This is a genomic window from Massilia alkalitolerans DSM 17462, assembly GCF_000427785.1.
GTDB lineage: Bacteria > Pseudomonadota > Gammaproteobacteria > Burkholderiales > Burkholderiaceae_D > Telluria > Telluria alkalitolerans.
Genome location: NZ_ATYR01000014.1, coordinates 125350 through 148330 on the forward strand (window position 1 = coordinate 125350; position 22981 = coordinate 148330).

19 protein-coding genes are annotated in these 22981 nt (G+C 65.2%); 6 read left to right on the forward strand and 13 right to left on the reverse strand.

Going from position 1 to position 22981, the window contains the following annotated elements:
* Positions 1 to 5: 5 nt before the first annotated feature.
* From YWC_RS0115720 to cobA, 4 genes are read left to right on the forward strand one after another with little or no spacing between them, the layout of a single operon-like run.
* Entirely contained in the window at positions 6 to 722 is a 717-nt protein-coding gene (locus YWC_RS0115720; protein ID WP_027866239.1) for a phosphoadenylyl-sulfate reductase, read from the forward strand.
* Positions 723 to 760: 38 nt separating this feature from the next.
* The gene (cysD, locus tag YWC_RS0115725; RefSeq protein ID WP_027866240.1) at positions 761 to 1699 is read left to right on the forward strand and encodes a sulfate adenylyltransferase subunit CysD; all 939 of its coding nucleotides are present in this window, start codon (positions 761 to 763) and stop codon (positions 1697 to 1699) included.
* A complete protein-coding gene (locus YWC_RS0115730; RefSeq protein ID WP_027866241.1) occupies positions 1699 to 3006 on the forward strand; it encodes a sulfate adenylyltransferase subunit 1 in 1308 nt (435 codons plus the stop codon). Before cysD ends, YWC_RS0115730 begins: the two co-directional genes overlap by 1 nt.
* Positions 3007 to 3019: 13 nt before the next feature.
* Positions 3020 to 3736, forward strand: coding sequence for a uroporphyrinogen-III C-methyltransferase (gene cobA, locus YWC_RS0115735; protein WP_027866242.1), 717 nt, complete (start codon positions 3020 to 3022; stop codon positions 3734 to 3736).
* Here the strand turns inward: cobA and YWC_RS31630 are convergent.
* The 4 genes from YWC_RS31630 to lptF form a co-directional block, all read right to left on the reverse strand.
* A complete protein-coding gene (locus tag YWC_RS31630) occupies positions 3727 to 6054 on the reverse strand; it encodes a DUF4214 domain-containing protein (protein ID WP_027866243.1) in 2328 nt (775 codons plus the stop codon). The genes cobA and YWC_RS31630 overlap by 10 nt on opposite strands.
* Before the next feature lie 202 nt (positions 6055 to 6256).
* Positions 6257 to 6625 (reverse strand): sirohydrochlorin chelatase, encoded by a 369-nt coding sequence (locus YWC_RS0115745; RefSeq protein ID WP_036214555.1) that lies wholly within the window; start codon positions 6623 to 6625, stop codon positions 6257 to 6259.
* The gene (gene lptG / locus YWC_RS0115750) at positions 6625 to 7809 is read right to left on the reverse strand and encodes an LPS export ABC transporter permease LptG (RefSeq protein ID WP_027866245.1); all 1185 of its coding nucleotides are present in this window, start codon (positions 7807 to 7809) and stop codon (positions 6625 to 6627) included. The genes YWC_RS0115745 and lptG overlap by 1 nt, the downstream gene beginning before the upstream one ends.
* Complete coding sequence (gene lptF, locus YWC_RS0115755; protein ID WP_051306495.1) at positions 7806 to 8972, reverse strand: LPS export ABC transporter permease LptF; 1167 nt, start codon at positions 8970 to 8972, stop codon at positions 7806 to 7808. The genes lptG and lptF overlap by 4 nt, the downstream gene beginning before the upstream one ends.
* Positions 8973 to 9047: 75 nt before the next feature.
* Here lptF and YWC_RS0115760 point away from each other — a divergent pair, with 75 nt between their 5' ends.
* On the forward strand, positions 9048 to 10550 hold the full coding sequence (locus YWC_RS0115760; RefSeq protein WP_027866247.1) for a leucyl aminopeptidase: 1503 nt from the start codon (positions 9048 to 9050) through the stop codon (positions 10548 to 10550).
* 106 nt (positions 10551 to 10656) lie between these two features.
* On the opposite strand, the gene YWC_RS0115765 is transcribed toward YWC_RS0115760, so the two are convergent.
* The 4 genes from YWC_RS0115765 to YWC_RS0115780 all read right to left on the reverse strand — a co-directional run bounded on the left by YWC_RS0115765 (position 10657) and on the right by YWC_RS0115780 (position 12898).
* Positions 10657 to 11115: a hypothetical protein gene (locus YWC_RS0115765; protein ID WP_051306496.1), complete on the reverse strand. Its 459-nt coding sequence runs from the start codon at positions 11113 to 11115 to the stop codon at positions 10657 to 10659.
* Positions 11116 to 11183: 68 nt separating this feature from the next.
* Entirely contained in the window at positions 11184 to 11390 is a 207-nt protein-coding gene (locus tag YWC_RS0115770) for a DUF1653 domain-containing protein (protein WP_027866249.1), read from the reverse strand.
* Position 11391: 1 nt separating this feature from the next.
* Positions 11392 to 11742, reverse strand: a complete 351-nt coding sequence (locus YWC_RS0115775; protein ID WP_027866250.1) for a phiTE_015 family protein — start codon at positions 11740 to 11742, stop codon at positions 11392 to 11394.
* Positions 11743 to 12187: 445 nt separating this feature from the next.
* Positions 12188 to 12898 carry a PEP-CTERM sorting domain-containing protein gene (locus YWC_RS0115780; RefSeq protein WP_027866251.1) on the reverse strand — a complete coding sequence of 237 codons (711 nt, stop codon included), beginning with the start codon at positions 12896 to 12898 and terminating at the stop codon, positions 12188 to 12190.
* A 269-nt stretch (positions 12899 to 13167) separates the two neighbouring features.
* On the opposite strand from YWC_RS0115780, the gene xth reads away from it, so the two are divergent.
* Entirely contained in the window at positions 13168 to 13935 is a 768-nt protein-coding gene (xth, locus tag YWC_RS0115785; RefSeq protein ID WP_027866252.1) for an exodeoxyribonuclease III, read from the forward strand.
* Here xth and YWC_RS0115790 read toward each other — a convergent pair.
* From YWC_RS0115790 to prpB, 5 genes are all read right to left on the reverse strand, one after another.
* Positions 13924 to 16566 carry a bifunctional diguanylate cyclase/phosphodiesterase gene (locus tag YWC_RS0115790; RefSeq protein WP_027866253.1) on the reverse strand — a complete coding sequence of 881 codons (2643 nt, stop codon included), beginning with the start codon at positions 16564 to 16566 and terminating at the stop codon, positions 13924 to 13926. The genes xth and YWC_RS0115790 overlap by 12 nt on opposite strands.
* 131 nt (positions 16567 to 16697) lie before the next feature.
* Positions 16698 to 17897: a 2-methylaconitate cis-trans isomerase PrpF gene (gene prpF / locus YWC_RS0115795; protein ID WP_027866254.1), complete on the reverse strand. Its 1200-nt coding sequence runs from the start codon at positions 17895 to 17897 to the stop codon at positions 16698 to 16700.
* Positions 17898 to 17978: 81 nt separating this feature from the next.
* Positions 17979 to 20585: a Fe/S-dependent 2-methylisocitrate dehydratase AcnD gene (gene acnD, locus YWC_RS0115800; RefSeq protein ID WP_027866255.1), complete on the reverse strand. Its 2607-nt coding sequence runs from the start codon at positions 20583 to 20585 to the stop codon at positions 17979 to 17981.
* A 154-nt stretch (positions 20586 to 20739) separates the two neighbouring features.
* On the reverse strand, positions 20740 to 21900 hold the full coding sequence (prpC, locus tag YWC_RS0115805; protein WP_027866256.1) for a bifunctional 2-methylcitrate synthase/citrate synthase: 1161 nt from the start codon (positions 21898 to 21900) through the stop codon (positions 20740 to 20742).
* Positions 21901 to 21923: 23 nt separating this feature from the next.
* Positions 21924 to 22814: a methylisocitrate lyase gene (prpB, locus tag YWC_RS0115810; RefSeq protein WP_027866257.1), complete on the reverse strand. Its 891-nt coding sequence runs from the start codon at positions 22812 to 22814 to the stop codon at positions 21924 to 21926.
* Between the last annotated feature and the right edge of the window lie 167 nt (positions 22815 to 22981).

Sequence of the window (22981 nt, forward strand, 5' to 3'; positions counted from 1 at the left end):
CCACCATGAGCGACCTGCACCGCCGCGTCGAAGAAACGAACGCCATCCTGGCGCGCATCGCCCGCGATCACTCGCCCGCCGTGTTCGCATCGAGCCTGGCGGCCGAAGACATGGTCCTGACCGACCTGATCCTCAAAGCGAAGCTGCCGATCGGGATCTTCTCGCTCGAGACCGGCCGTCTGCACGCCGAGACCCTCGACATGCTCAATCGCGTACGCGAGACCTACGGCATTGATATCGCCCTGTTCAAGCCGCAGCCGGAAGCGGTGGAAGCCTACGTGGCGCGGAACGGCCTGAACGCCTTCTACGACAGCGTCGAGATGCGCAAGGAATGCTGCCGCGTGCGCAAGGTCGAGCCCTTGGGGCGTGCCCTGGCCGGCAAGCAGGCCTGGATCACCGGCCAGCGCCGCGCCCAGTCGACCACGCGCGCCGAACTGGCGGTGCAGGAGTTTGACTCCGCCCATGGCATGCAGAAGTTCAACCCGCTGGCCGACTGGCTTGAGGAGAACGTGTGGGAGTACCTGCGCACCAACGAGGTGCCCTACAACGCCCTGCACGACCGCGGCTATCCGTCGATCGGCTGCGAGCCTTGCACCCGCGCGGTCCAGCCGGGCGAGGACGTGCGCGCCGGCCGCTGGTGGTGGGAAAACCCCGAATCGAAGGAATGCGGCCTGCACCTGGTCGACGGCAAACTCATTCGCATCAAATCCGTGGCTGCGTAAGCGCCACCGCATCGCAGCCATAGCTAAGGCAAAACAACATGACGACAGTATTCGACAACCCGGGCGTGCTCACCGACGTGAATGCGCGCCACCTCGACGCCCTCGAATCCGAGGCCATCCACATCCTGCGCGAAGTGGCGGCCGAATGCAGCAACCCTGCCCTGCTGTTCTCGGGCGGCAAGGATTCGGTTGTCCTGCTGCGCCTGGCGGAAAAGGCCTTCCGCCCGGGTAAATTCCCCTTCCCGCTGGTGCACATCGACACCGGCCACAACTTCGACGAAGTGATCGCCTTCCGCGACGCCCGTGTGGCGGAACTGGGCGAGCGCCTGATCGTCGGCTCGGTCGAGGAGTCGATCCGGCGCGGCACCGTGCGGCTGCGCAATCCGGCCACCGATTCGCGCAACGCGGCTCAGGCGGTAACGCTGCTGGAGACCATCGCCGAACACGGTTTCGACGCCTGCATCGGCGGCGCCCGCCGCGACGAGGAAAAGGCGCGCGCCAAGGAGCGCATCTTCTCCTTCCGCGACGAATTCGGCCAGTGGGACCCGAAGGCCCAGCGTCCGGAATTGTGGGACCTGTATAACACCCGCGTCCACCCGGGCGAGAACATGCGCGTGTTCCCGATCTCGAACTGGACCGAGCTGGACGTGTGGCAGTACATCGCCCGCGAAAAGCTGGCCCTGCCCCCGATCTACTTCGCCCACGAGCGCCAGGTGATCCCGCGTAACGGCCTGCTGGTGCCGCTCACCCCGCTGACCCCGGCCCGCGAAGGCGAGCAGGTCGAGACCCGCACCGTGCGCTTCCGCACCGTGGGCGACATCTCCTGCACCTGCCCGGTGGCTTCCACCGCCAGCACCGTGGAGAACATCATCGCCGAAACCGCCGTCACCGAAGTGACCGAACGCGGCGCGACCCGGATGGACGACCAGACCTCCGAAGCCTCGATGGAAAAGCGCAAGAAGCAAGGATATTTCTGATGAACGCCATGACCGACAACCTCAATCAAAGCGGCATGCTCCGCTTCATCACCGCCGGCTCGGTGGACGATGGCAAAAGCACCCTGATCGGCCGCCTGCTGTACGACAGCAAGGGCATTTTCGCCGACCAGCTGGCCGCCGTCTCGCGCTCGAAGCACAAGCGCACCGTGGGCGACACCATCGACTTGTCGCTGCTGACCGACGGCCTCGAAGCCGAGCGCGAACAGGGCATCACCATCGACGTGGCCTACCGCTACTTCGCCACCCCGAAGCGCAAGTTCATCATCGCCGACACCCCGGGCCACGAGCAGTACACCCGCAACATGGTGACCGGCGCCTCGACCGCGGACGCCGTGATCATCCTGGTGGACGTCTCGAAAGTGAAACTGGGCGACGACGGCAGCGTGACGCTGCTCACGCAAACCAAGCGCCACTCGACCATCGCCAAGCTGCTGCAGATCGAGCACGTGATCGTGGCCGTCAACAAGATGGACCTGGTGAACTACGACCAGGCCGTGTATGAGCGCATCGTTGCCGCCTACGGCGAGTTCGCCCAATCGCTGGGCCTGAAGGACGTGACCGCGATCCCGCTGTCGGCACTCAGCGGCGACAACGTGGTGCTCGCCTCCGAGCGCATGTCCTGGTACCAGGGCCCGACCCTGATCGAGCTGCTGGAAGGCCTGTCGGTGTACGACGAATCGCACGCCGCCCCGTTCCGCTTCCCGGTGCAACTGGTGGCGCGCCACAACGGCCACGAAGCCAATGACTTCCGCGGCTACATGGGTCGCATCGAATCAGGCAAGGTTTCGGTCGGCGACAAGCTGGTGGTGCAGCCTTCGGGCCAGCAGGCGACCGTCAAGGAGATCGTCACCTTCGACGCTTCCCTGCAATCGGCCGTGGCCGGCCAGTCGGTGACCCTGCTGCTGAACGAGTACCTGGACATCTCGCGCGGCGACCTGCTCGCCGGCGCCGAGCAGCCGGCGACCCTCTTGAAGCAGGTGGTGGCGGACGTGTGCTGGATGTCAGACGAGCCGCTGGATGCGCGCCGCAAGTACTGGATCAAGCACGGCACCCGCCAGACCGGCGCCAAGGTGAAGCAGGTCGACAGCATCCTGGACGTCAACACCCAGCAACGCCACGCGGCAGAAGGCCTGAAGCTGAACGACATCGCCACCGTGCAGCTCTCAGTCCAGCAGCCGCTGGCGGCCGACGCCTATTGCGACAACCGCGCAACGGGCGCCTTCATCCTGATCGATGAAGTCACCCACCAGACCGTCGCAGCGGGTATGATCCGTCTGGATCAATAAGCGAAGGAAGCGTATGGCGGCACTGGGGAAAGTCTATCTGGTAGGAGCCGGACCCGGTGCCGCCGACCTCATCACCGTACGCGGCGCGCGCCTGCTGGAGCAGGCCGACGTCGTGCTCTACGACGCCCTCGTCACGCCCGAGATGCTGGCCTTGTGCCGCCAGGCGGAGCTGATCTCCGTCGGCAAGCGTTCGGGCCAGCGCTCCACCGCGCAAACCATCATCAACCAGCAGTTGGTCGAATGCGCCGGCAAGTTCCGGCAAGTGGTGCGCTTGAAAGGTGGCGATCCGATGCTGTTCGGGCGCGCCGACGAAGAACTGCGTGCGCTGGAAGCGGCCGGCATCGAGGTCGAAGTCGTCCCCGGCATCACGACCGCGGTTGCGGCGGCAGCAGCTACCCTGCAGCCGCTGACCAAGCGCGGCGTGGCGCGCAGCGTCGCCTTCTTCACGTCCAGCACCGCGCCGGACCAGCCCGATCACCCTGCCCTGCCCGAGACCGACACCCTGGTGCAGTACATGGGCGGGCGCGAAGCCGCGGCCACCGCCGAGCGCCTGCTGGCCGAAGGGCGGCGGCCGGACCTGCCTGTCGTCGTGGTGGAAAACTGCAGCCGGGCGGATGAACGGATCTTGCGCCTGACTTTATCGGACCTGGCCCGCGGCCTGGAGCCGGGCCACGGACCGGTGCTGGTGATGCTCGGCGAGGCGCTCGCCAGGCGCGAACATCAGACGTAGGGCATGAACTCGATTCCGTTCTGGATCGCCCCGATCACCTGCGCCTGGTTCTCGGCGCTCTCGCTGAAGAAGGCCAGCACCTGCTCGCGCGGGGTGTGCAGTTCGGTCAGCGCCTTCATCCAGTAATCGTAGCCCGCGCCTTCGGCGCTCCGGTGCAGGACGTTGTTGTACAGGAGTCCCACGAACTGCGCGTCGCTCGCGTTGGCGCCGTACAGGCTTTTGAATTCGTCGCTGCCGGCGAAGCCCGCCGCCACCTGCTCCAGCGTCACGCCCGCGTCCATCATCTTGATCCAGTAGCCCACGCCCTCCTTGTCAGGCGCGCGGTCGAAGGCTGCCCGGTACAGGCGATAGGCCTGGCCGGCAGTGCCTTCGATATCCAGCGCCACCGAGACGTCGGCGAACTTCAGGCGCTCGACGTTCACCAGCGTGTCGGTGCCGCCGGCGCCGAAGCGATCCACGACGGTCGTGCCGCTTGCAGTGCGCGCGATGTCGAACAGGCTCTTGTAGCTGCCGTACTCGATCGTGTCGATGCCGCCGAGGCCGTCGATTTTCTGGTTGCCCGCCATCGCCTTGATCAGGTTCGCGCCATCGCTGCCGCTCACCGTGGGAGCGATGGAGGAGCCGCTGCCGGTAGTGGTGCCCGTGCTGCCCGAACCCGGGGACGGCGTGGGGGCCGGCGCTGGAGCTGGAGCTGGAGCTGGAGCTGGAGCTGGAGCTGGCGCTGGCGCTGGAGCCGGAGCCGGAGCCGGCACTGGAACTGGGGCCGGCGCTGGAACTGGGGCCGGCGCTGGAGCCGGGACTGGTTCCGGCGCCGTGCCCGTCGCCGGTGCGGAGACCATCGGCGGCGGCTCGATCCCGGCCAGCACGCGGGCCTCGACCTGCACCGTCCCATCGGCCTGGGTATCGATCCAGGCGGCGGCGAATCCGCCACCGGCGAGTGCGCTCAGGACCGGGTTGGCCTGGTCGCCCTGGCGCATTTCGTTGATCCCGAATTCGCGCGCATCGAGTGCGCTGCCGTCGGCGCCGAAGCGCCGGCCGAAGACGCCGTTGCCGTCGAAGTCGCCGCTCCCGCTCTGCCATGCGATCAGGAAGCCGCCGTCGGCCAGCGCGACCGTGCTGGCCTCGAAGCGGCCGCCGCCGCCATCCAGGTTGGCCTGCGTCATGTCGCCCAGGCGATTGCCGGCGGCGTCGAAGCGCTGGAAGAAGATGTCGCTGCTCGCGAAACCCCACGGGGAATTCGCATAGCTGTCCCAGGTCACCACGAAGCCGCCCCCGGCCAGCACGGTGACGCTCGGCTGCGGGGCCGCGGTGGCGATGCTGGCGGCCAGCCCGTCGCCGCTCACCAGGATGGTCGCGCCGCCGGCCTGCGCTGCATAGACGTTGCCGTCGCCCAGCTCGCCCCATGTGACGACGTAGCCGCCGGCGCCGGCGGCGATGCTCGGGCTGAAGGCCGTCCCCAGCGTGCCGTAGACCTGCTCGCCGCCATGCGGGTTGCCGTTGGCATCGGCGCTGCGCACGTGCACCTGCCCGCCGCTGCGCCAGGCGACCGCGAAGGAGCCGTCGCGCAATGCGGTCACGTCGGGCATGGCCGTGTCAAGGCCGGCGGCGCCGACCACGACTTCGGCCCCCGGCTTGCCGGTGGCGTCGAGGACGCGGTAGGCGATGCGGGTGCCAAAGCCGTCGGTGCTGGTGTAGGCCACCACCGACCGTCCGTCCGCCAGCGCGGCCACCGCGGGCGCGCCTTCCACCGCGCCGTCGCCCGTCGAGCTGATGGCGATGACCTGCCCCTGTGCGGCGCCGCTGGCGCTGCGCAGCTGCCCCACCACGCTGCCGTTCGGCGCCTGCCAGACCGCGATGAACGCGCCCGTCGACAACGTCGCCAGTTCGGGGTTGGCGGAAGGCGCCGCCGCACCGAGGGCAAACTCGCTGCCGAAGCCGGCCAGGTCGCGCGAGCTGCCCGCTTCCACGTTGTACACCAGCGTCTCGGCGATACCCTTGCCCGGCAGCGGATTGCCGTAGCCGTCGATCTGGTTGCGGTCATAGTAATGCACGGTGACCGCCACGCCGCTGCCGGCGGCCGGCAGCAGTGCCGCGTTGTTAACGATCAGGCGCGCTGTGGTGTCGGTCGCCGGGTTGTAGGAGATCGAGAACAGGCCCGGCACCGACTGCCCATCGATGACCCAGCGTCCGCCGGTCGGCAGGCCCCAGTCGATCGGGGTCAGCGTGGCGGCGAGCTCGCCGCTGCGCAGGGTGGTGAACAGGACATCGCGGTCGTCGAGGATGCCGACTGGGGCGTAATCGGTGGTATCGGTGCTCATGGGCGGCAGGTTTCTGAAAGCTGGCCGCGCAGGGGGTGCGCGGCACGGAACAGAAACGATGATGCCCTACGGAAACCAGTATTTAAAGACGGAAATTAAATTCCATGCGGCAATATGGCGGAAAACCAACGTAATATTGCCGGCTTTGCCAAGCCTGTTAGTGCTTTATCAGCACAAAACTGGACAGGACGGCAAAAATGTTTTACCCGAGCGCGCGGATGCAATAGTCGGTCATGGCCGCCTGTACCTGCGGGTCTTCGCCGATCGCACCGGCCACTTCCAGGCGCAGGCCCGGATGCGCGGCGCGGATGCCGTCCGCCAGCTGCGGCAGGTCGCGCAACAGGTGCCCGCCCTGGCCCAGGAACACCGGCACCACCGTGATCTCGTCGACGCCCTCGCCCACCAGCGCATCGATGGCGGCAGGCAGGCGCGGTTCCATCAGTTCGAGGAAGGCCAGGCGCACCGGCACGCCGGGTACCCTGCTCTGCGACTGCTCGCGAAGGCGTTCGAAAGGCGCGGCCCAGGATTGGGCACGCGCGCCATGTGCAAACAGGACGAGTGCGCGTTTCATCAGTGTCTTTCCACCCACATCAGGGCGCCGATCGCCAAGAGCAGGAACAACAGGCTCGGTGCGGCCGCCGTGAAGAAGGCCGGCAGCGCGGTCAGGACGCCCAGGTTCGAGAACAAGGCGTTCAGCAGCAGGAAGCCGACGCCGATCATGATGCCTACAAAGATCTTGAGGCTCACGCCGCCACTGCGCGTGTGCAGGTAGGCGAAAGGCAGCGCCAGCGCCATCAGCACCAGGATCGACAGCGGATCGATGAGCTTCTTCCAGAACGCCACCTTGAAGCGCCCGGTCTCCTGGCGGTTTTCCGCCAGGTGGCGCGTGTAGACGGCCAGTTCGTTGGCCGACATGCGCTCCGGGTCGGAACGCGACACCGACAGGATCTTGGGAGTGATCTCCGAGGCCAGGTCGAGGGTCTCAAACTTGCGGGTAGCGACGGCGGAGGTGTCCTGGCCGAAGGTGGCGGCAATCGACTGCCCCTGCGGCACCGGCGTGCCCGGCGCGGGCAGCACGCGGCTGTTGGAGAACATGGTCTCGGTGACACCAAGCAGGCGCCAGGTATTGTTGCCGCGGTAGCTGCCGCTGCTGGCGGTGATCAGGGCGCGCATGCGCATGTTGGCGTCGAATTCGTACAGGCGCACGTCGACCAGCTGGCCGTCGGAACGGACCTGGCGCACGTTGAAGAAGCGCGTGCCGATCACCGGGCCCTTGACGCCCTCGGCATGGATGCTGTCCTTGGTCCACATGCCCGAGCGGAACTCGGCCGACATGGTCGAGCCCTTCGCCGCCAGGCGCACGCGCTCGGCCATCGGCGCCGTGCGCGGCGTGATCAGCTCGCCGAAGATGAAGGTGACCAGCACCAGCACGAGGCCGACCTTGAACAGCATCCAGCCGGCCATGCGCGTCGACATCGAGGAGGCGCGCATGATGGTGAACTCGGAGCTCGAGGCGAACTGCGCCATCGTGTAGATGGTGCCGATCAGGGCCGCCACCGGCATCACCTGGTAGACGTTGCCCGGCACCAGCAGCAGCACGTACATCACCGCATGCTCGAATTCGTAGCCGCCCTTGCCTACCGAAGGCAGCTCGGCGGTCAGGTCCATGAAGGAGATCAGGGCGAGGAAGGCGACCGCCACGAAGGCGACCGCCTGCAGGATGTTGACCGCGAAATAGCGTTGCAGGATGCTCATTCGGCCTCCACCTTCGCCAGCGGCTGGGGAGCCGGGGCCTTGCCCTGCCCGCGCCGGCGGCGCTTCCAGGCGCCCAGCAGCGCCAGCGGATGCCAGCGGTGGTTGACGTTCAGGCGCCAGGCGAACAGCACCGCCACCGTGAGCGCGGCGGCCAGGTGCAGCGGCCACCAGGCCATGTCGAATTCGAGCCTGCCGCGCTGGACGCTCTTCTCCATCATCTTGTTCAGGTTTAAGTAAGTGAAGAAAATCAGCAGCGCCAGGATCATGTTGGCCGAACTGCCGGCGCGCGGGTTGACGAAGCCGAGCGGGATCGCCAGCAGCATCAGCACCAGGCAGATGACCGGCGCCGAGATGCGCGCCAGCAGTTCGGCGCGGGTGTACTGGTTCTCGACCTGCAGCAGCACCGCGGTGGGCAAGGCGTTGGTGGGCGTGTCGGTGCCGAGCACGGGCACCCGGGTGGCGACGCGCATCTTGTAGCGGTCGAACTCCATCGACTGGAAGTCGGCCTGCCCCGGGGTGCCGGAATAGCGCCGGCCATTGCTCAGCACCAGGTACTGGCCGCCCTTGGGATCCGACTCGATCACGCCTTCCTTGGCGACGACGACCGAGGTATTGCCGTTCTTGTCCTGCGAATTGACGAACACGTTCTGCACCACGGTGGCGCCGGTGGTGGAGCGTTCGACGAAGAACACGCGGTCGGCGGACGAGGATTCGCGGAACTGGCCGGGCGCCACGCGCTTGAGGTCTTCGCGCTTCTGGAAGCGTTCCACGAACTCGGCGCGCTTCAGCGCGGCCCATGGCGCCGCCACCAGCGACAGCGCGGCCACCACGGCCACGATCGGCAGGCCGAAGGTGAGCACGGGCCGGATCCAGCGCATCAGCGAGGTGCCGGACGCGAACCAGACGACCATCTCGGAATCGCGGTAGCTGCGCGTGACCGCGGCCAGCACCGAAATGAAGACGGTGAGGGTCAGGATGGTGGGAAGGTAATTGAGGATGGCGAAACCGATGAGGGCCAGGACATCGCTTGGATCGACCTTGCCGCCGGCGGCCGTGCCGAGGACTTTGATGAGCGTCCAGGTGACAAGGATCGTGAACAGCACCGTAAAGGTGGCGCCGGCCGAACTGGCCAATTCACGTTGCAGGGCGCGTCGAAAGATCATTCAATAATAGCTATAATTGCAGGTTAGGCACATGAGTATGCAAATGCGCCGCGAAATCAAACCGGAGAATCAAAAATGGACTTTAGCATAAAAGCATTCGACACCAAGACCACCCTGGCCGCTGCGAAAGCCGGCGTCGTGGCGGTTGCCGTGTTCGAAAACAAGACCCTGTCGCAGGCTGCCAAGGCCCTGGATGCCGGCGGCGACATCACCGCGGCGCTCAAGTCCGGCGACATCAGCGGCAAGGCCGGTTCGACCCTGCTGCTGCGCGGCGTGAAAGGCGTCGGCGCGGCACGCGTGCTGCTGGTGGGCATGGGCACGGCCGATGCCTTGAGCGAAAAGAACTACAGCACCGCGATCGCAGCAAGCCTGAAGGTGTTCGCCACCCTGGGCAGCCAGGATGCCATTATCGCATTCCCGCTGGCGGATGTGAAAGACCGCGACGTCAACTGGGCGGTGCGTGCACTGGTGATCGCCGCCAATGAGACCGAACACAGAACTGATACCCAGAAGAGCAAGAAGGATCCGGCCCTGGCAGGCGTGCGCAAGATCGTCATCGCCGCCGACGCCGCCAACGCCGCCACCCAGCTCAAGGGCACCCTGGCCCAGGCCGTCGCCATTTCGAACGGCATGGCCCTGACCAAGGAACTGGGCAACCTGTCGCCGAACGTCTGCACGCCGACTTACCTCGCGAATACCGCGCGCCAGCTGGCGGACGAGTATGGCTTCGAGATCGAAGTCCTGGAACGCAAGCAGCTCGAGGCGCTGAAGATGGGCAGCTTCCTGTCGGTGGCCAAGGGCAGCGACGAAGCGCCGAAGTTCATCGTGCTCAAGCACATGGGCGGCAACAAGAAGGATGCACCGACCGTGCTGGTCGGCAAAGGCATCACCTTTGACACCGGCGGCATCTCGCTCAAGCCGGGTCCGGGCATGGACGAGATGAAGTACGACATGTGCGGCGCCGGCTCGGTGCTGGGCACCTTCCGCGCGATCGGCGAGATGAATCTCAAGCTGAACGTGATCGGCATCGTGGCGGCCAGCGAAAACATGCCGTCGGGCCGCGCAAGCAAGCCGGGCGACATCGTGACCTCGATGAACGGCCTCACCATCGAGATCCTGAACACCGACGCCGAAGGCCGCCTGATCCTGTGCGACGCCCTCACCTACGCCGAGCGCTTCAAGCCGGCCGCCGTGGTCGACGTCGCGACGCTGACCGGCGCCTGCATCGTGGCCCTGGGCCACCACACCAGCGGCCTGTTCACCCGCCACGACGACGCGCACGACGCGCTGGCCCAGGAGCTGCTGGACGCCGGCAAGCAGGCCGGCGACGTGGCATGGCGCTTCCCGCTGGGCGAGAACTACAACGAGCAGCTGAAGTCGAACTTCGCCGACCTGGCCAACATCGGCACCCCGGGCGCGGCCTCGATCACCGCGGCCTGCTTCCTGGAGAACTTCACCCGCAAGTACACCTGGGCCCACCTGGACATCGCCGGCACCGCCTGGAAGTCGGGCGCGAACAAGGGCGCGACCGGCCGTCCGGTGCCGCTCCTGACCACCTTCCTGATGAACCGCGTGTAATACGCAAGAGCGCCCTGATGAAATATTCTTTCATCGGGGCGCTGGGATGAAATATTATTTCACCAAGAAAAACAGCCCCGCATGCGGGGCTGTTTCATTTAGTGTCTTAGAACACGGCGCTCTGGACCCGCTCGGCCGCCGCCAGTTCCTCGGGCGGCTTCGCCGGCGTCATCAACACGGTCAGGTTGGCGGGATACGACCAGCTGGCGCCCGAATACTTGTCCACCGCAAATCCCATCCCGGCACTGATCACCACATTGCCCATCAGGCTCATCGCATCGGGGCGCGACCCGAATGCTTCCTGCCCCGTCCCCAGGCCCGCCTTCTTGCAGCTGACGACCAGGGGCTCGGCGCTGCGCGCGATGGTGACGCGTCCGGGCGCCACCACGAACCAGCGCCCGAGATTATTGCTCAGCAGGCAGCCTACCCCGCCGACTTCCTGGTAATCGAGCACGGCGTGCAGTTCGACCTGCTGCTGCAGCGGCGCATCGGACACGGTGGCACAGCCGCCCAGAACGAGCGCTGCGAGCAGGAATGGGTAAGAAAAGCGGGAAAAACGCGACATGGGGGCCTACCAGAAATACTGTATGCCCCATTAACGGCAGGCAAGAGCGTATCCTGAAGGGCAGGACGCTATTCGTCCCCGATGACGGAAAAGCGCGGCATGGCCACGCCATCGACGCTGACGCTCTCGAAGAAGGCGGCGCGCGGGCGCACCCAGACGGCGCCGTCCTGGCCGCAGTAGACCATCACGGGCGTGTGGTCCGCTTCCATGACGGCTTCGCAGACCAGCTCGTAGATGCCGCCCTTGTAATGGCGGTAGCGCCGTGCCGCCGCCAACTCAGGCCTTGGTCTCTTCCAGGGTCTTCTGCTTCTTCTTGAGGCCCTGGATGACCTTCAGCACGCCTTCCATGCCGGCGGCTTCATCCAGCTCGCTGAAGGCGTCGAGCACTTCGTTGAGCACGCGGTTGCGCACCGCGGCTTCGTCCTGCGTGACTGCAGGTTTTTGCTCGCCTTCCTTGGCGAACTTCGACGGCGCCTCGGCCGCAGCCTTGGCGCCGTGCGTCAGGGCAGCCTGCCAGATCACCCAGCGGCGCTGGGTTTCATAGACGAGGTATTCCTCGGGCTTGTCTTCGCGGCGGCGCGTAATGTGGCCTTCGCGTTGGGCCCACGCTTCGAATGCATTGCGCATTTCAGTCCTTTGTAAATCGGCGTTCGGGTTCATTTGCTATCGAAAAAGCAAGGTTTCGAATAGTACCATTTTGCACCTTGCCAACATGCTCGCACGATTGAGCGTGCACGCGGCAACCGAACTTGTTTCCAGGTGTGCAAATAGTACAGCGTTAGTTGCCGTAACGCAATTGTTATATTCCACACAGAAACAGTGTTAAATGCTTCGGCGCTAGTTTAATTCTTTTGCGAACATTTTTACAGCCCGCACAGCATAAATTTGCCAACTTCTTTATTAATCTATTAAGTTATTCTAACATATGCCCTTGCATAACTCGCAATAGTAGTGCGTACGTAACAACAATGACTCACAAACGAACATAAATACAACTGTCATATCTTTGCTACCAGGCAGTCGAGCACTCTTCAAGATGTCCAGGTGCAGTGGCTGCCCGGGTCGTTCCAGGTTACGCGGCTGTGCGGACGGTCCGGGCGGGATTTCTCCGTCGCGTCAGCATCGCAAGCGCTCCGACACCAAGCAGCAGCACCGAAGCAGGCTCGGGAATATCGCGCGCGGTTTCGTAACTACCCATGAAGTGAGGCGGGCGATACAGCGCAGTGCCCGGCGTATACGAATGGATCTGGATATTATCCAGGCGATTGACCGCGAAACTGATACTGCTGATCTTTGATGTGATTTCCCTTATTCCATAAGGATAAGCAACATACCCGCTCATCGTTCCATGATGGGGAAAGTCGCATGCCCCGGGCATGATTCCGCAGTACGGGTTGCCGTTTCCCGATATCCAGAACATATCCATGCTGTCATCGTCATATCGAACGGACATGAAACCGCCGTCCACATCATAGCGACCCGCGCTGAACGAGACATAGTACTGCTCAGTGCCAAGAATAGAACTCAGGAGGCTGCCGTTGATGTTCAAGGTGGTACCGGTGTAGTAAGCGCCAAGCGGCGTGTGCTTGATGCTCCCTCCGTTAAAACTCAGTCCATAGTTGTCGCCCCCCACCCGATTCAAACTATCTCTTCCGCCGTTGAAATAATCTCGAATCTCGGTGCCATGGGCAAAGCCGTCGAGATTGATGGTGATCGTTGTCGCTGAAGCGCTGGCGGTCCCTATGCACAACATTGCGAGCGACAAGGCAAGGCGCTTGAACATTGTTTGACTCCCTGTTTATTGGAAATTGTTACTAAGCAATAGCCATGCCAGAAGAGCAAGTTCTTGAATTACAATAAGTTTATGATCTGATGTTGAATGCACTGTAAAAACGATCGACATCACTGCACCACGTGTTTATGCCTTACGAGTAGTATCCGGCTTAGTAAATAACATTGAAGTCGGCCGGACGAATACTCGATCGCGTATCATGCCGGCCGCAACACCGCTAACGGCGCGGCCCCCCATGGATAAATAGGAAGAACTACGTAATGAGAATAGCCACCTGGAATGTCAATTCGCTGAAAGTCCGCCTCCAGCACCTGCTCACCTGGCTGGAAGCCAATCCGGTCGACGTCCTGTGCATCCAGGAGACCAAGCTCACCGACGACAAATTCCCGCTGGCCGAGATCAATGCCGCCGGCTACCAGGTCGTTTTTGCCGGCCAGAAAACCTATAACGGCGTGGCGATCCTCTCGAAGCATCCGATCGAGGACGTCCAGAAAGGCAACCCCCATTTCGAGGACGAGCAGCAGCGCCTGATCGCCGCGACCATCGCCGGCATGCGCATCATCTGCGCCTATGTGGTGAACGGACAGGAAATCGGCAGCGACAAATTCGCCTACAAGATGGCCTGGCTGGAAGGTCTGCGCACCTGGGTGGCCGAGGAAATGCGCAGGTTTCCAGAGCTGGCCGTGCTGGGCGACTACAACATCGCCCCGGAAGCGCGCGACGTGCATGATCCGGCCGAATGGGAAAACCACATCCACTTCACCCCGCCGGAACGCGCGGCGCTGCAAGAATTCATGGCGCTCGGCTTGACGGATGCCTTCCGCCTGTTCGAACAACCCGAGAAGCAGTACAGCTGGTGGGACTACCGCAACCTGGCCTTCCGCCGCAACCGCGGGCTGCGCATCGACCATATCCTGCTCACCGAGGCACTGGCAAAACGCTGCACCGCCTGCCACATCGACCGCGAGACGCGCAAGTGGGAGCAGCCGTCGGACCATGCCCCGGTCGTGGCGACCCTAAGCGACTGAAGCGGCCAGCAGCCGCGCCGCCTCCAGGGCCGGCAGCGGCCGCGCGAACAGGTAGCCCTGCGCGAACTGGCAGCCGTAGCCGCCCAGCAGCGCGAGCTGCCCTTCCGTCTCGACGCCTTCGGCCACCACCGACAGCCCCAGGCTGTTGGCCAGCGCCATCACCGCCGCCACGATGGCGCGGTCTTCCGCACTGGCCTCGAGCTCGCGCACGAAGGCGCGGTCGATCTTGATCTTGCGGACCGGGAAGCGCTTCAGGTAAGCCAGGCTCGAATAGCCGGTGCCGAAGTCGTCGATCGACAGGCACATGCCCATGCCATTGATCTGGCGCAGGATGTCGAGCGTCCGCCCGCCATGCTGCATCAGCGCGGTTTCGGTGAGTTCGAATTCGACCAGCGCGGGGTCGATGCCGGTCTCGCCGACGATGCGCCGGATCGAAGACACCAGTCCGTCGTGCATGAACTGGCGCGCCGACAGGTTGATCGCCAGCGGCACCGCAAGCAAGCCCTGACGCTGCCAGGCGATGCACTGCTCGCAGGCGCTCTGGACCACCCACTCCCCTACCGGCACGATCATCCCGTTCTCTTCCAGGATCGGGATGAATTCGTCCGGCCCCACCACATTCTCTCCGTCGCGGCGCCAGCGCAGCAGCACCTCGAGGGCGTGCAGGCGGCGCGTGGCGGTGTCGATGATGGGCTGGTAGTGCAGCTCGAATTCCTCGCGCGCGAGCGCCCCGCGCAGCTGCGATTCGAGCTCGAAGCGGCGCGCCGCCGCCTGGTTCATGCGCTGGTCGAAGAACTGGTAGTTGTTCCGGCCCGCCGCCTTGGCGTGGTACATCGCCGCGTCGGCATGGCGCATCAGGGTGTCGACGTCGTCGCCGTCGTCGGGGCACAAGCAGATGCCGATCGAGGGCGTGATGTGCAGGCTGCGGCCCTCGAACGGGTACGGAGTGGCCAGCAGGTCGATGATCTTGTCGGCCACCTGCGCGCAGTCGCGCGCGCCGCCGACCTCCGGCAGCAGCACCACGAACTCGTCGCCGCCCAGGCGCGCCACGGTGTCGCTGTCGCGCACCGCCGTGCCCAGGCGCCGCGCGACCTCGCGCAGCAGCTGGTCGCCGGTGGCGTGGCCGAGCGAATCGTTGATGGTCTTGAAGCGGTCGAGGTCGAGGAACATCACGGCCAGCCGCCCTTTGCCATCCTTCGCGTTGCGCTCAGTGTTCCGGCGCACCGCGCGCAATGCGCACTCGAGCCGGTCGGACAGCAGCGCGCGGTTCGGCAGCCCGGTCAGGCTGTCGTGATAGGCCATGTGGTGCACCCGCGCCTCGGCCTGGCGCCGTTCGGCGATTTCTTCCTGCAGCAAGGCGTTGGCTCCGGCCAGTTCGGCGGTGCGCTCCGCCACCCGGATCTCGAGCTCGTCGCGCGCGCGCCGGATCGCGTCGGCCGCTTCGCGCCGCGCGGTGACGTCGTCGATCAGCCAGACGCTGCGCCCGCTCTTCTGGTCGGCATCGAACAGGCGACCCGACAGGCGCGCCCAGAACGGCGTGCCGTCGCGCCTCGCCATCAGGTATTCCGCCGTGTGCACCTGCCCTGCGCCGAAACTGCGCGCGGTGTCGAGGCGCGCCAGCTTCCAGCTGGTCTCGTCCGGGTACAGGGCGCGCACCGGGGTGCCGTCCATGCCGCCGGCGGGACTGCCGAACAGCTCTTCCATCTTGCTGTTGCAATGCAGGGTGACGCCGTCCTCGACCACCGCGATGCCCAGCACCGCGTTGTCGAGGATGGCGCGGTTCTCCATCAGCGCATTGCGCAGCTGGATCTCGTCGTGACGCTCGCGGGTGCGGTCCTCGAACAGCCAGATCGTGCCGAGTCCCGGGTCTTCGGGATTGAACAGATAGCCGTTGAGCTGGCCCCAGATGCGCGAGCCGTCCTTGCGCACCATCTCGGTCTCGGCGCGGTAGGGAATGCCGCGCGCCAGCTGTGGGTAGGCGGTCGCGCCGAAGTCGTGCCAGGACTGGTCGTCCGGGTAGACGATGCGGGTCGAGCGGCCCAGCGCCTCGCCGTCGCGGTAGCCGAACATCCTGGAGAAGGCCGGGTTGTAGCGCTGGATGATGCGGTTGCGCGTGTACATGATGCCGATCGTGGCGTTCTGCATGATCGCCCGCACCTCGAACAGCGTCTGGCGCACGTCGGTCACGTCCTCGGCGATCCAGATGGTGCCGGCCTCGCGCGCCCCGGGGTCGACCGCGCGGCCGCGCAGGCGCGCCCACATGATCGAGCCGTCGCGCCGACGGAAGGCTTGCTCGCCCTTTTCGTACAGGCCGCCGGCGGCCAGCACCGGATAGGCTTCGGCAACCAGCGCCTGGTAATCGTCGGGGGTGAGGAAGATGTCGGCCGGACGCAGGCCGCACATGTCGGAGTAGGAATAGTCGAGCATCTCGCAGATGCGCGGATTGCAGGACTTGAACTGGCCGGGCAGCGTGAAGACGATGCCGACCGGCGCGTTTTCCAGGATGGCGTGCTGGTCGCGCAGGGCGATGCGCAGCATCTCGTGTTCGAGATCGCGGGCATCAGGCGCCAGCGCCTGGTCAGTAGAAGCGCTGCCTGCTGCGAGCTGGAGCTCGCCGGAGTGTCGGTCCATGGTTCCTGATTGTCTCTCGGCTAACTTGCCATTTAGAAATCATAAACCACAAAGTCTCCTTGTTCCAAAACTAAGAGGCACAAAAGATGGGCCGTGTTGTTACGGCCCATCAATCATGCAGGCGACTTACTTCAAGCTTCTTCGAAATAATCGCCCGGGACGCGGACCCATCCTTCCATCAGCACGCGTGCGCTGCGGCTCATGATCGCTTTGGCAACGCTCCATTCGCCCTTCGATTGCACCGCCTCCGCTCCCACCCGCAGGGTCCCGGAAGGATGGCCGAAGCGCACTGCGCTGCGCGCGCCGCCACCGGCCGCCAGGTTGACCAGGGTGCCGGGGATCGCGGCGGCGGTGCCGATTGCCACCGCCGCCGTGCCCATCATCGCGTGGTGCAGCTTGCCCATCGAGAGCGCGCGCACCAGGAGGTCGACGTCGCCCGCGTTCACTTGTTTGCCGCTCGAGGAGACGTAGTTCGCCGGTTTCGCCACGAAGGCCACCTTGGGCGTGTGCTGGCGCTTGGCCGCTTCCTCGATGCTGGCGATCAGGCCCATGCGCAGGGCGCCGTGGGCGCGGATGGTCTCGAACATGGCCAGCGCGCGCGGGTCGCCGTTGATGGCGTCCTGCAGCTCCGTGCCGGTGTAGCCGATCGCTTCGGCATTGACGAAGATGGTCGGGATGCCGGCGTTGATCATGGTCGCCTGCAGCCGTCCGACACCCGGGACGTCCAGCTCGTCCACCAGGTTTCCGGTCGGGAACATCGACCCACCGGCGCCCTCCTCCTCGGCCGCCGGGTCGAGGAACTCGAGTTGCACCTCGGCCGCCGGGAAGGTCACGCCGTCGAGTTCGAAGTCGCCGGTTTCCTGCACTTCGCCGTTCGTCACGGGGACGTGGGCGATGATGGTCTTGCCGATGTTGGCCTGCCAGATGCGCACAGTCGCCATGCCGTCCTGCGGCACGCGTTCCGGGTCGACCAGGCCGCTGGCGATGGCAAAGGAGCCGACTGCCGAGGACAGGTTGCCGCAGTTGCCGCTCCAGTCGACGAAAGGCTTGTCGATCGAGACCTGGCCGAACAGGTAGTCGACGTCATGGTCGGCCTTGTCGCTCTTGGCGACGATCACGGCCTTGCTGGTGCTGGAGGTGGCGCCGCCCATGCCGTCGATCTGCTTGCCGTAGGGGTCGGGGCTGCCGATCACGCGCAACAGCAGCGCGTCGCGCGCCGGGCCGGGCACGCGCGCGGCTTCCGGGAGGTCTTGCAGGCGGAAGAACACGCCTTTGCTGGTGCCGCCGCGCATATAGGTGGCGGGGATTTTGATTTGGGGGGTGTGTGCCATATGAATCCTTGTTTGGCCATGCAAACGCTGGTTGAACGCGCGGTCGGCAACGCCGACCGCGCGTTCAAATCACGTTCGCAATTACGCGGCGACTTTCGGAACCGACGACTCGAGGAAATCCTGCGCGAAGCGCTGCAGCACCCCGCCCGCCTCGTAGATCGCCACTTCCTCCGCGGTGTCGAGGCGGCAGGTCACCGGGACCTCGACGCGCTCGCCGTTCTTGCGGTGGATCACGAGTAGCAGGTCGGTGCGCGGGGTACGTTCACCAAGCACGTCGAAGGTCTCGGTGCCGTCGATGCCGAGCGTCAGGCGGTTCACGCCCGGCTTGAACTCGAGCGGCAGCACGCCCATGCCGACCAGGTTGGTGCGGTGGATGCGTTCGAAGCCTTCGGCCACGATCGCTTCCACGCCCGCCAGGCGCACGCCCTTGGCCGCCCAGTCGCGCGACGAGCCCTGGCCGTAGTCGGCGCCGGCGATCACGATCAGGGGCTGCTTGCGCTCCATGTAGGTCTCGATCGCTTCCCACATGCGGGTAACCAGGCCTTCCGGCTCGACGCGCGCCAGCGAGCCGGCTTTCACGTTGCCCATGGCATCGCGCACCATCTCGTTCTTCAGCGTCGGGTTGGCGAAGGTGGCGCGCTGCGCGGTCAGGTGGTCGCCGCGGTGGGTGGCGTAGGAATTGAAGTCTTCTTCCGGCAGGCCCATCTTCGCCAGGTATTCGCCGGCGGCCGAATCGAGCAGGATCGCGTTCGACGGCGACAGGTGGTCGGTGGTGATGTTGTCGCCCAGGACCGCCAGCGGACGCATGCCGGCCAAAGTGCGCTCGCCAGCCAGCGCGCCTTCCCAGTACGGCGGGCGGCGGATGTAGGTGCTCTGCGGGCGCCAGTCGTACAGCGGGCTGACCTTCTCGCCGTCGTCCACGACGCGCGCGAACATCGGCGTGTAGACCTTGCGGAATTGCTCCGGCTTGACGCTGCTCTCCACCACGGCATCGATCTCTTCGTCCGACGGCCACAGGTCGGCCAGGCGGATTTCTTTGCCCGAAGCGTCCGTGCCCAGCACGTCCTTCTCGATGTCGAAGCGGATGCTGCCGGCGATCGCATAGGCCACCACCAGCGGCGGCGAGGCCAGGAAGGCCTGCTTGGCGTAGGGGTGGATGCGGCCGTCGAAGTTGCGGTTGCCCGACAGGACGGCGGTCGCGTACAGGTCGCGTTCGATGACCTCCTGCTGGATGGTCGGATCCAGCGCGCCGCTCATGCCGTTGCAGGTGGTGCAGGCAAAGGCGACCACGCCGAAGCCCAGCTTTTCCAGTTCCGGCATCAGGCCGGCCTCTTCCAGGTACAGGGCCACGGCCTTGGAACCCGGCGCCAGCGAGCTCTTGACCCAGGGTTTGCGCATCAATCCCGCACGGTTGGCGTTGCGGGCGATCAGGCCGGCCGCGATCATGTTGCGCGGGTTGTTGGTGTTGGTGCAGCTGGTGATCGCCGCGATGATCACGGCGCCGTCCGGCATCAGGCCCGGGGCGTTGTCCACCTGGGCGGCGATGCCGCGCTCGGCCAGTTCCGAGGTCGGCACGCGCTTGTGCGGGTTCGACGGACCGGCGATGTTGCGCACCACGGACGACAGGTCGAACGACAGCACGCGCTCGTACTGGGCGGTCTTGAGGCTGTCGGCCCACAGGCCGGCTTCCTTGGCATAGGCTTCGACCAGTTGCACGGTCTCTTCCTCGCGGCCGGTCAGGCGCAGGTACTTGATGGTCTGCTCGTCGATGTAGAACATCGCCGCGGTGGCGCCGAATTCCGGCGCCATGTTCGAGATGGTGGCGCGGTCGCCCAGGGTCAGTGCCGAGGCTCCCTCGCCGTAGAACTCGAGGTAGGCCGAGACGACTTTCGACTTGCGCAGGAACTCGGTCAGCGCCAGCACGATGTCGGTGGCGGTGATGCCGGGCTGCGGCTTGCCGGTCAGCTCGACGCCGACGATGTCCGGCAGGCGCATGTACGAGGCGCGGCCGAGCATGACGCTTTCGGCTTCCAGGCCGCCCACGCCGATCGCGATCACGCCCAGGGCGTCGACCATCGGGGTGTGCGAATCGGTGCCGACCAGGGTGTCCGGATAGGCCACGCCCTGTTCGGACTGGATCACCGGCGACATGCGCTCGAGGTTGATCTGGTGCAGGATGCCGTTGCCCGGCGGGATCACATCGACGTTCCGGAAGGCCTTCTTGGTCCACTCGATGAAGTGGAAGCGGTCTTCGTTGCGGCGGTCCTCGATGGCGCGGTTCTTGGCGAAGGCGTCCGGATCGAAGCCGCCGCACTCGACGGCCAGCGAATGGTCCACGACCAGCTGGGTCGGGACCACCGGATTGACCATGGCGGGGTCGCCGCCCTGCTCCGCGATGGCGTCGCGCAGGCCGGCCAGGTCGACCAGCGCGGTCTGGCCGAGGATGTCGTGGCAGACCACGCGCGCCGGGAACCACGGGAAGTCGAGGTCGCGCTTGCGTTCGATGATCTGCCTGAGGGCGTCGGTCATGCTGGCCGGGTCGCAGCGGCGGACCAGGTTCTCGGCCAGCACGCGCGAGGTGTAGGGCAGCGTGTCATAGGCGCCGGGCTGGATGGCCTCGACCGCGGCGCGCGTGTCGAAGTAGTCCAGCGAGGTGCCCGGGAGGGGTTTGCGGTGGTTGGTGTTCATCATGATGAAGCTCGATAGCGCCTGATTGTTTAGCTATCCTCCGAGCCGTCATCCCGGCGCAGGCCGGGATCCAATTTTGTGTGCAGGCTATTCAAGCAAAACTTGGGTACCGGCCTTCGCCGGTACGACGGTCTTCAGGCTAGCGGTACTGTCCTTACTTGCGGTCCGCGATCGGCACGAACTGCAGGTCTTCCGGACCCACGTAGTTCGCGCTCGGGCGGATGATCTTGTTGTCGATGCGCTGCTCGATGATGTGCGCGGCCCAGCCGGAGGTGCGCGAGATGACGAACAGCGGCGTGAACATGGCGGTCGGCACGCCCATCATGTGGTACGAGACGGCCGAGAACCAGTCCAGGTTCGGGAACATCTTCTTGACTTCCCACATCACCGATTCCAGGCGCTCGGCGATGTCGAACATCTTCATCGAGCCGGCTTCCTGCGACAGCGTGCGCGCCACTTCCTTGATCACCACGTTGCGCGGGTCGCTGATGGTGTACACCGGGTGGCCGAAGCCGATCACGACTTCCTTGTTGGCCACGCGGTTGCGGATGTCGGCTTCGGCCTCGTCGGCGTTCTCGTAGCGCTTCTGGATCTCCAGCGCGACTTCGTTGGCGCCGCCGTGCTTCGGGCCGCGCAGCGCGCCGATCGCGCCGGTGATGGCCGAGTGGATGTCCGAGCCGGTGCCGGCGATCACGCGCGAGGTGAAGGTCGAGGCGTTGAACTCGTGCTCGGCGTACAGGATCAGCGAGGTGTGCATCGCGCGCACCCAGGATTCGCGCGGCTTTTCGCCGTGCAGCAGGTGCAGGAAATGGCCGCCGATCGAATCGTCGTCGGTCTCGACGTCGATGCGCTTGCCGCTGTGGCTGAAGTGGTACCAGTACAGCAGCATCGAACCGAAGGACGCCATCAGGCGGTCGGCGATGTCGCGCGCGCCGGGCACGTTGTGGTCATCCTTTTCCGGCAGGGTGCAGCCCAGCACCGACACGCCGGTGCGCATCACGTCCATCGGGTGGGCGCCGGCCGGCAGCGCTTCCAGTGCGCTCTTGACTGCCTGCGGCAGGCCGCGCAGCATTTTTAACTTGGCCTTGTAGCCCTTCAGTTCCGCCTGGGTCGGCAGCTTGCCGTGCACCAGCAGGTAGGCGATCTCTTCGAATTCGCAGGTGGTGGCGACGTCCAGGATGTCGTAGCCGCGGTAGTGGAGGTCGTTACCGGTCTTGCCGACCGAACACAGCGCGGTATTGCCGGCGGCGACGCCGGACAGGGCCACCGATTTCTTCGGCTTGAACGTTGGGGTCTCGTTGTTCTGGGTGCTCATGCGTGGGATCTCCTGAGGCTGGATTATTTGGTCTTTTTCTGGGCGAACAGCGCGTCCAGTTTCTGTTCGTAGCTGTGGTAGTCGATGCGGTCGTACAGTTCGGCGCGGGTCTGCATCGTGTCCAGCACGTTCTGCTGGGTGCCGTCGCGGCGGATCGCGTTGTAGACGTTCTCGGCCGCCTTGTTCATGGCGCGGAAGGCCGACAGCGGGTACAGGGCGATGCTCACATTCGCGCTGCGCAGTTCGTCCAGCGTGAACAGCGGGGTCGCGCCGAACTCGGTGATGTTGGCCAGCACCGGCACCTTGACGGCATCGGCGAACTGTTTATACATCTCCAGGCTGGTCATCGCTTCGGGGAAGATCATGTCGGCGCCGGCTTCCACGCAGGCAATAGCGCGTTCGATGGCAGCGTCCAGTCCTTCCACGGCCAGCGCATCGGTGCGCGCCATGATCACGAAGTCCTCGTCGGTACGCGCGTCGGCGGCGGCCTTGACGCGGTCGACCATCTCGTCCTTGCTGACGATTTCCTTGCCCGGACGATGACCGCAGCGCTTGGCGCCGACCTGGTCCTCGATGTGGCAGGCGGCGGCGCCGGCCTTTTCAAGGGAGCGCACGGTGCGCGCGACGTTGAACGCCGAGGCGCCGAAACCGGTGTCGATGTCGACCAGCAGCGGCAGGTCGCACACGTCGGTGATGCGGCGCACGTCGATCAGGACGTCTTCCAGGCTAGAAATGCCGAGGTCCGGCAGGCCGAGGGAGCCGGCAGCGACGCCGCCGCCCGACAGGTAGATGGCGCGGTAGCCGGCGCGCTTGGCCAGCAGCGCATGGTTGGCATTGATGGCGCCGATGACCTGCAGCGGGGTTTCTTCCTGGACGGCCTTGCGGAACGCGGCGCCGGCGGAGTGGTGGCTCATGCTTATACCTTTCGAATGATGCGTTGATCGAATACCCACCTACCAATGCAAGTGGCGTGCCAGTCCGGCATTCCTTATGGATCAAGGACTTGGCGCAGCTTCGACAGCTCATGTGTTTCATCGAAACGAAACGTGAAACACAAATGAAACATTGTAGCGACAAAAAA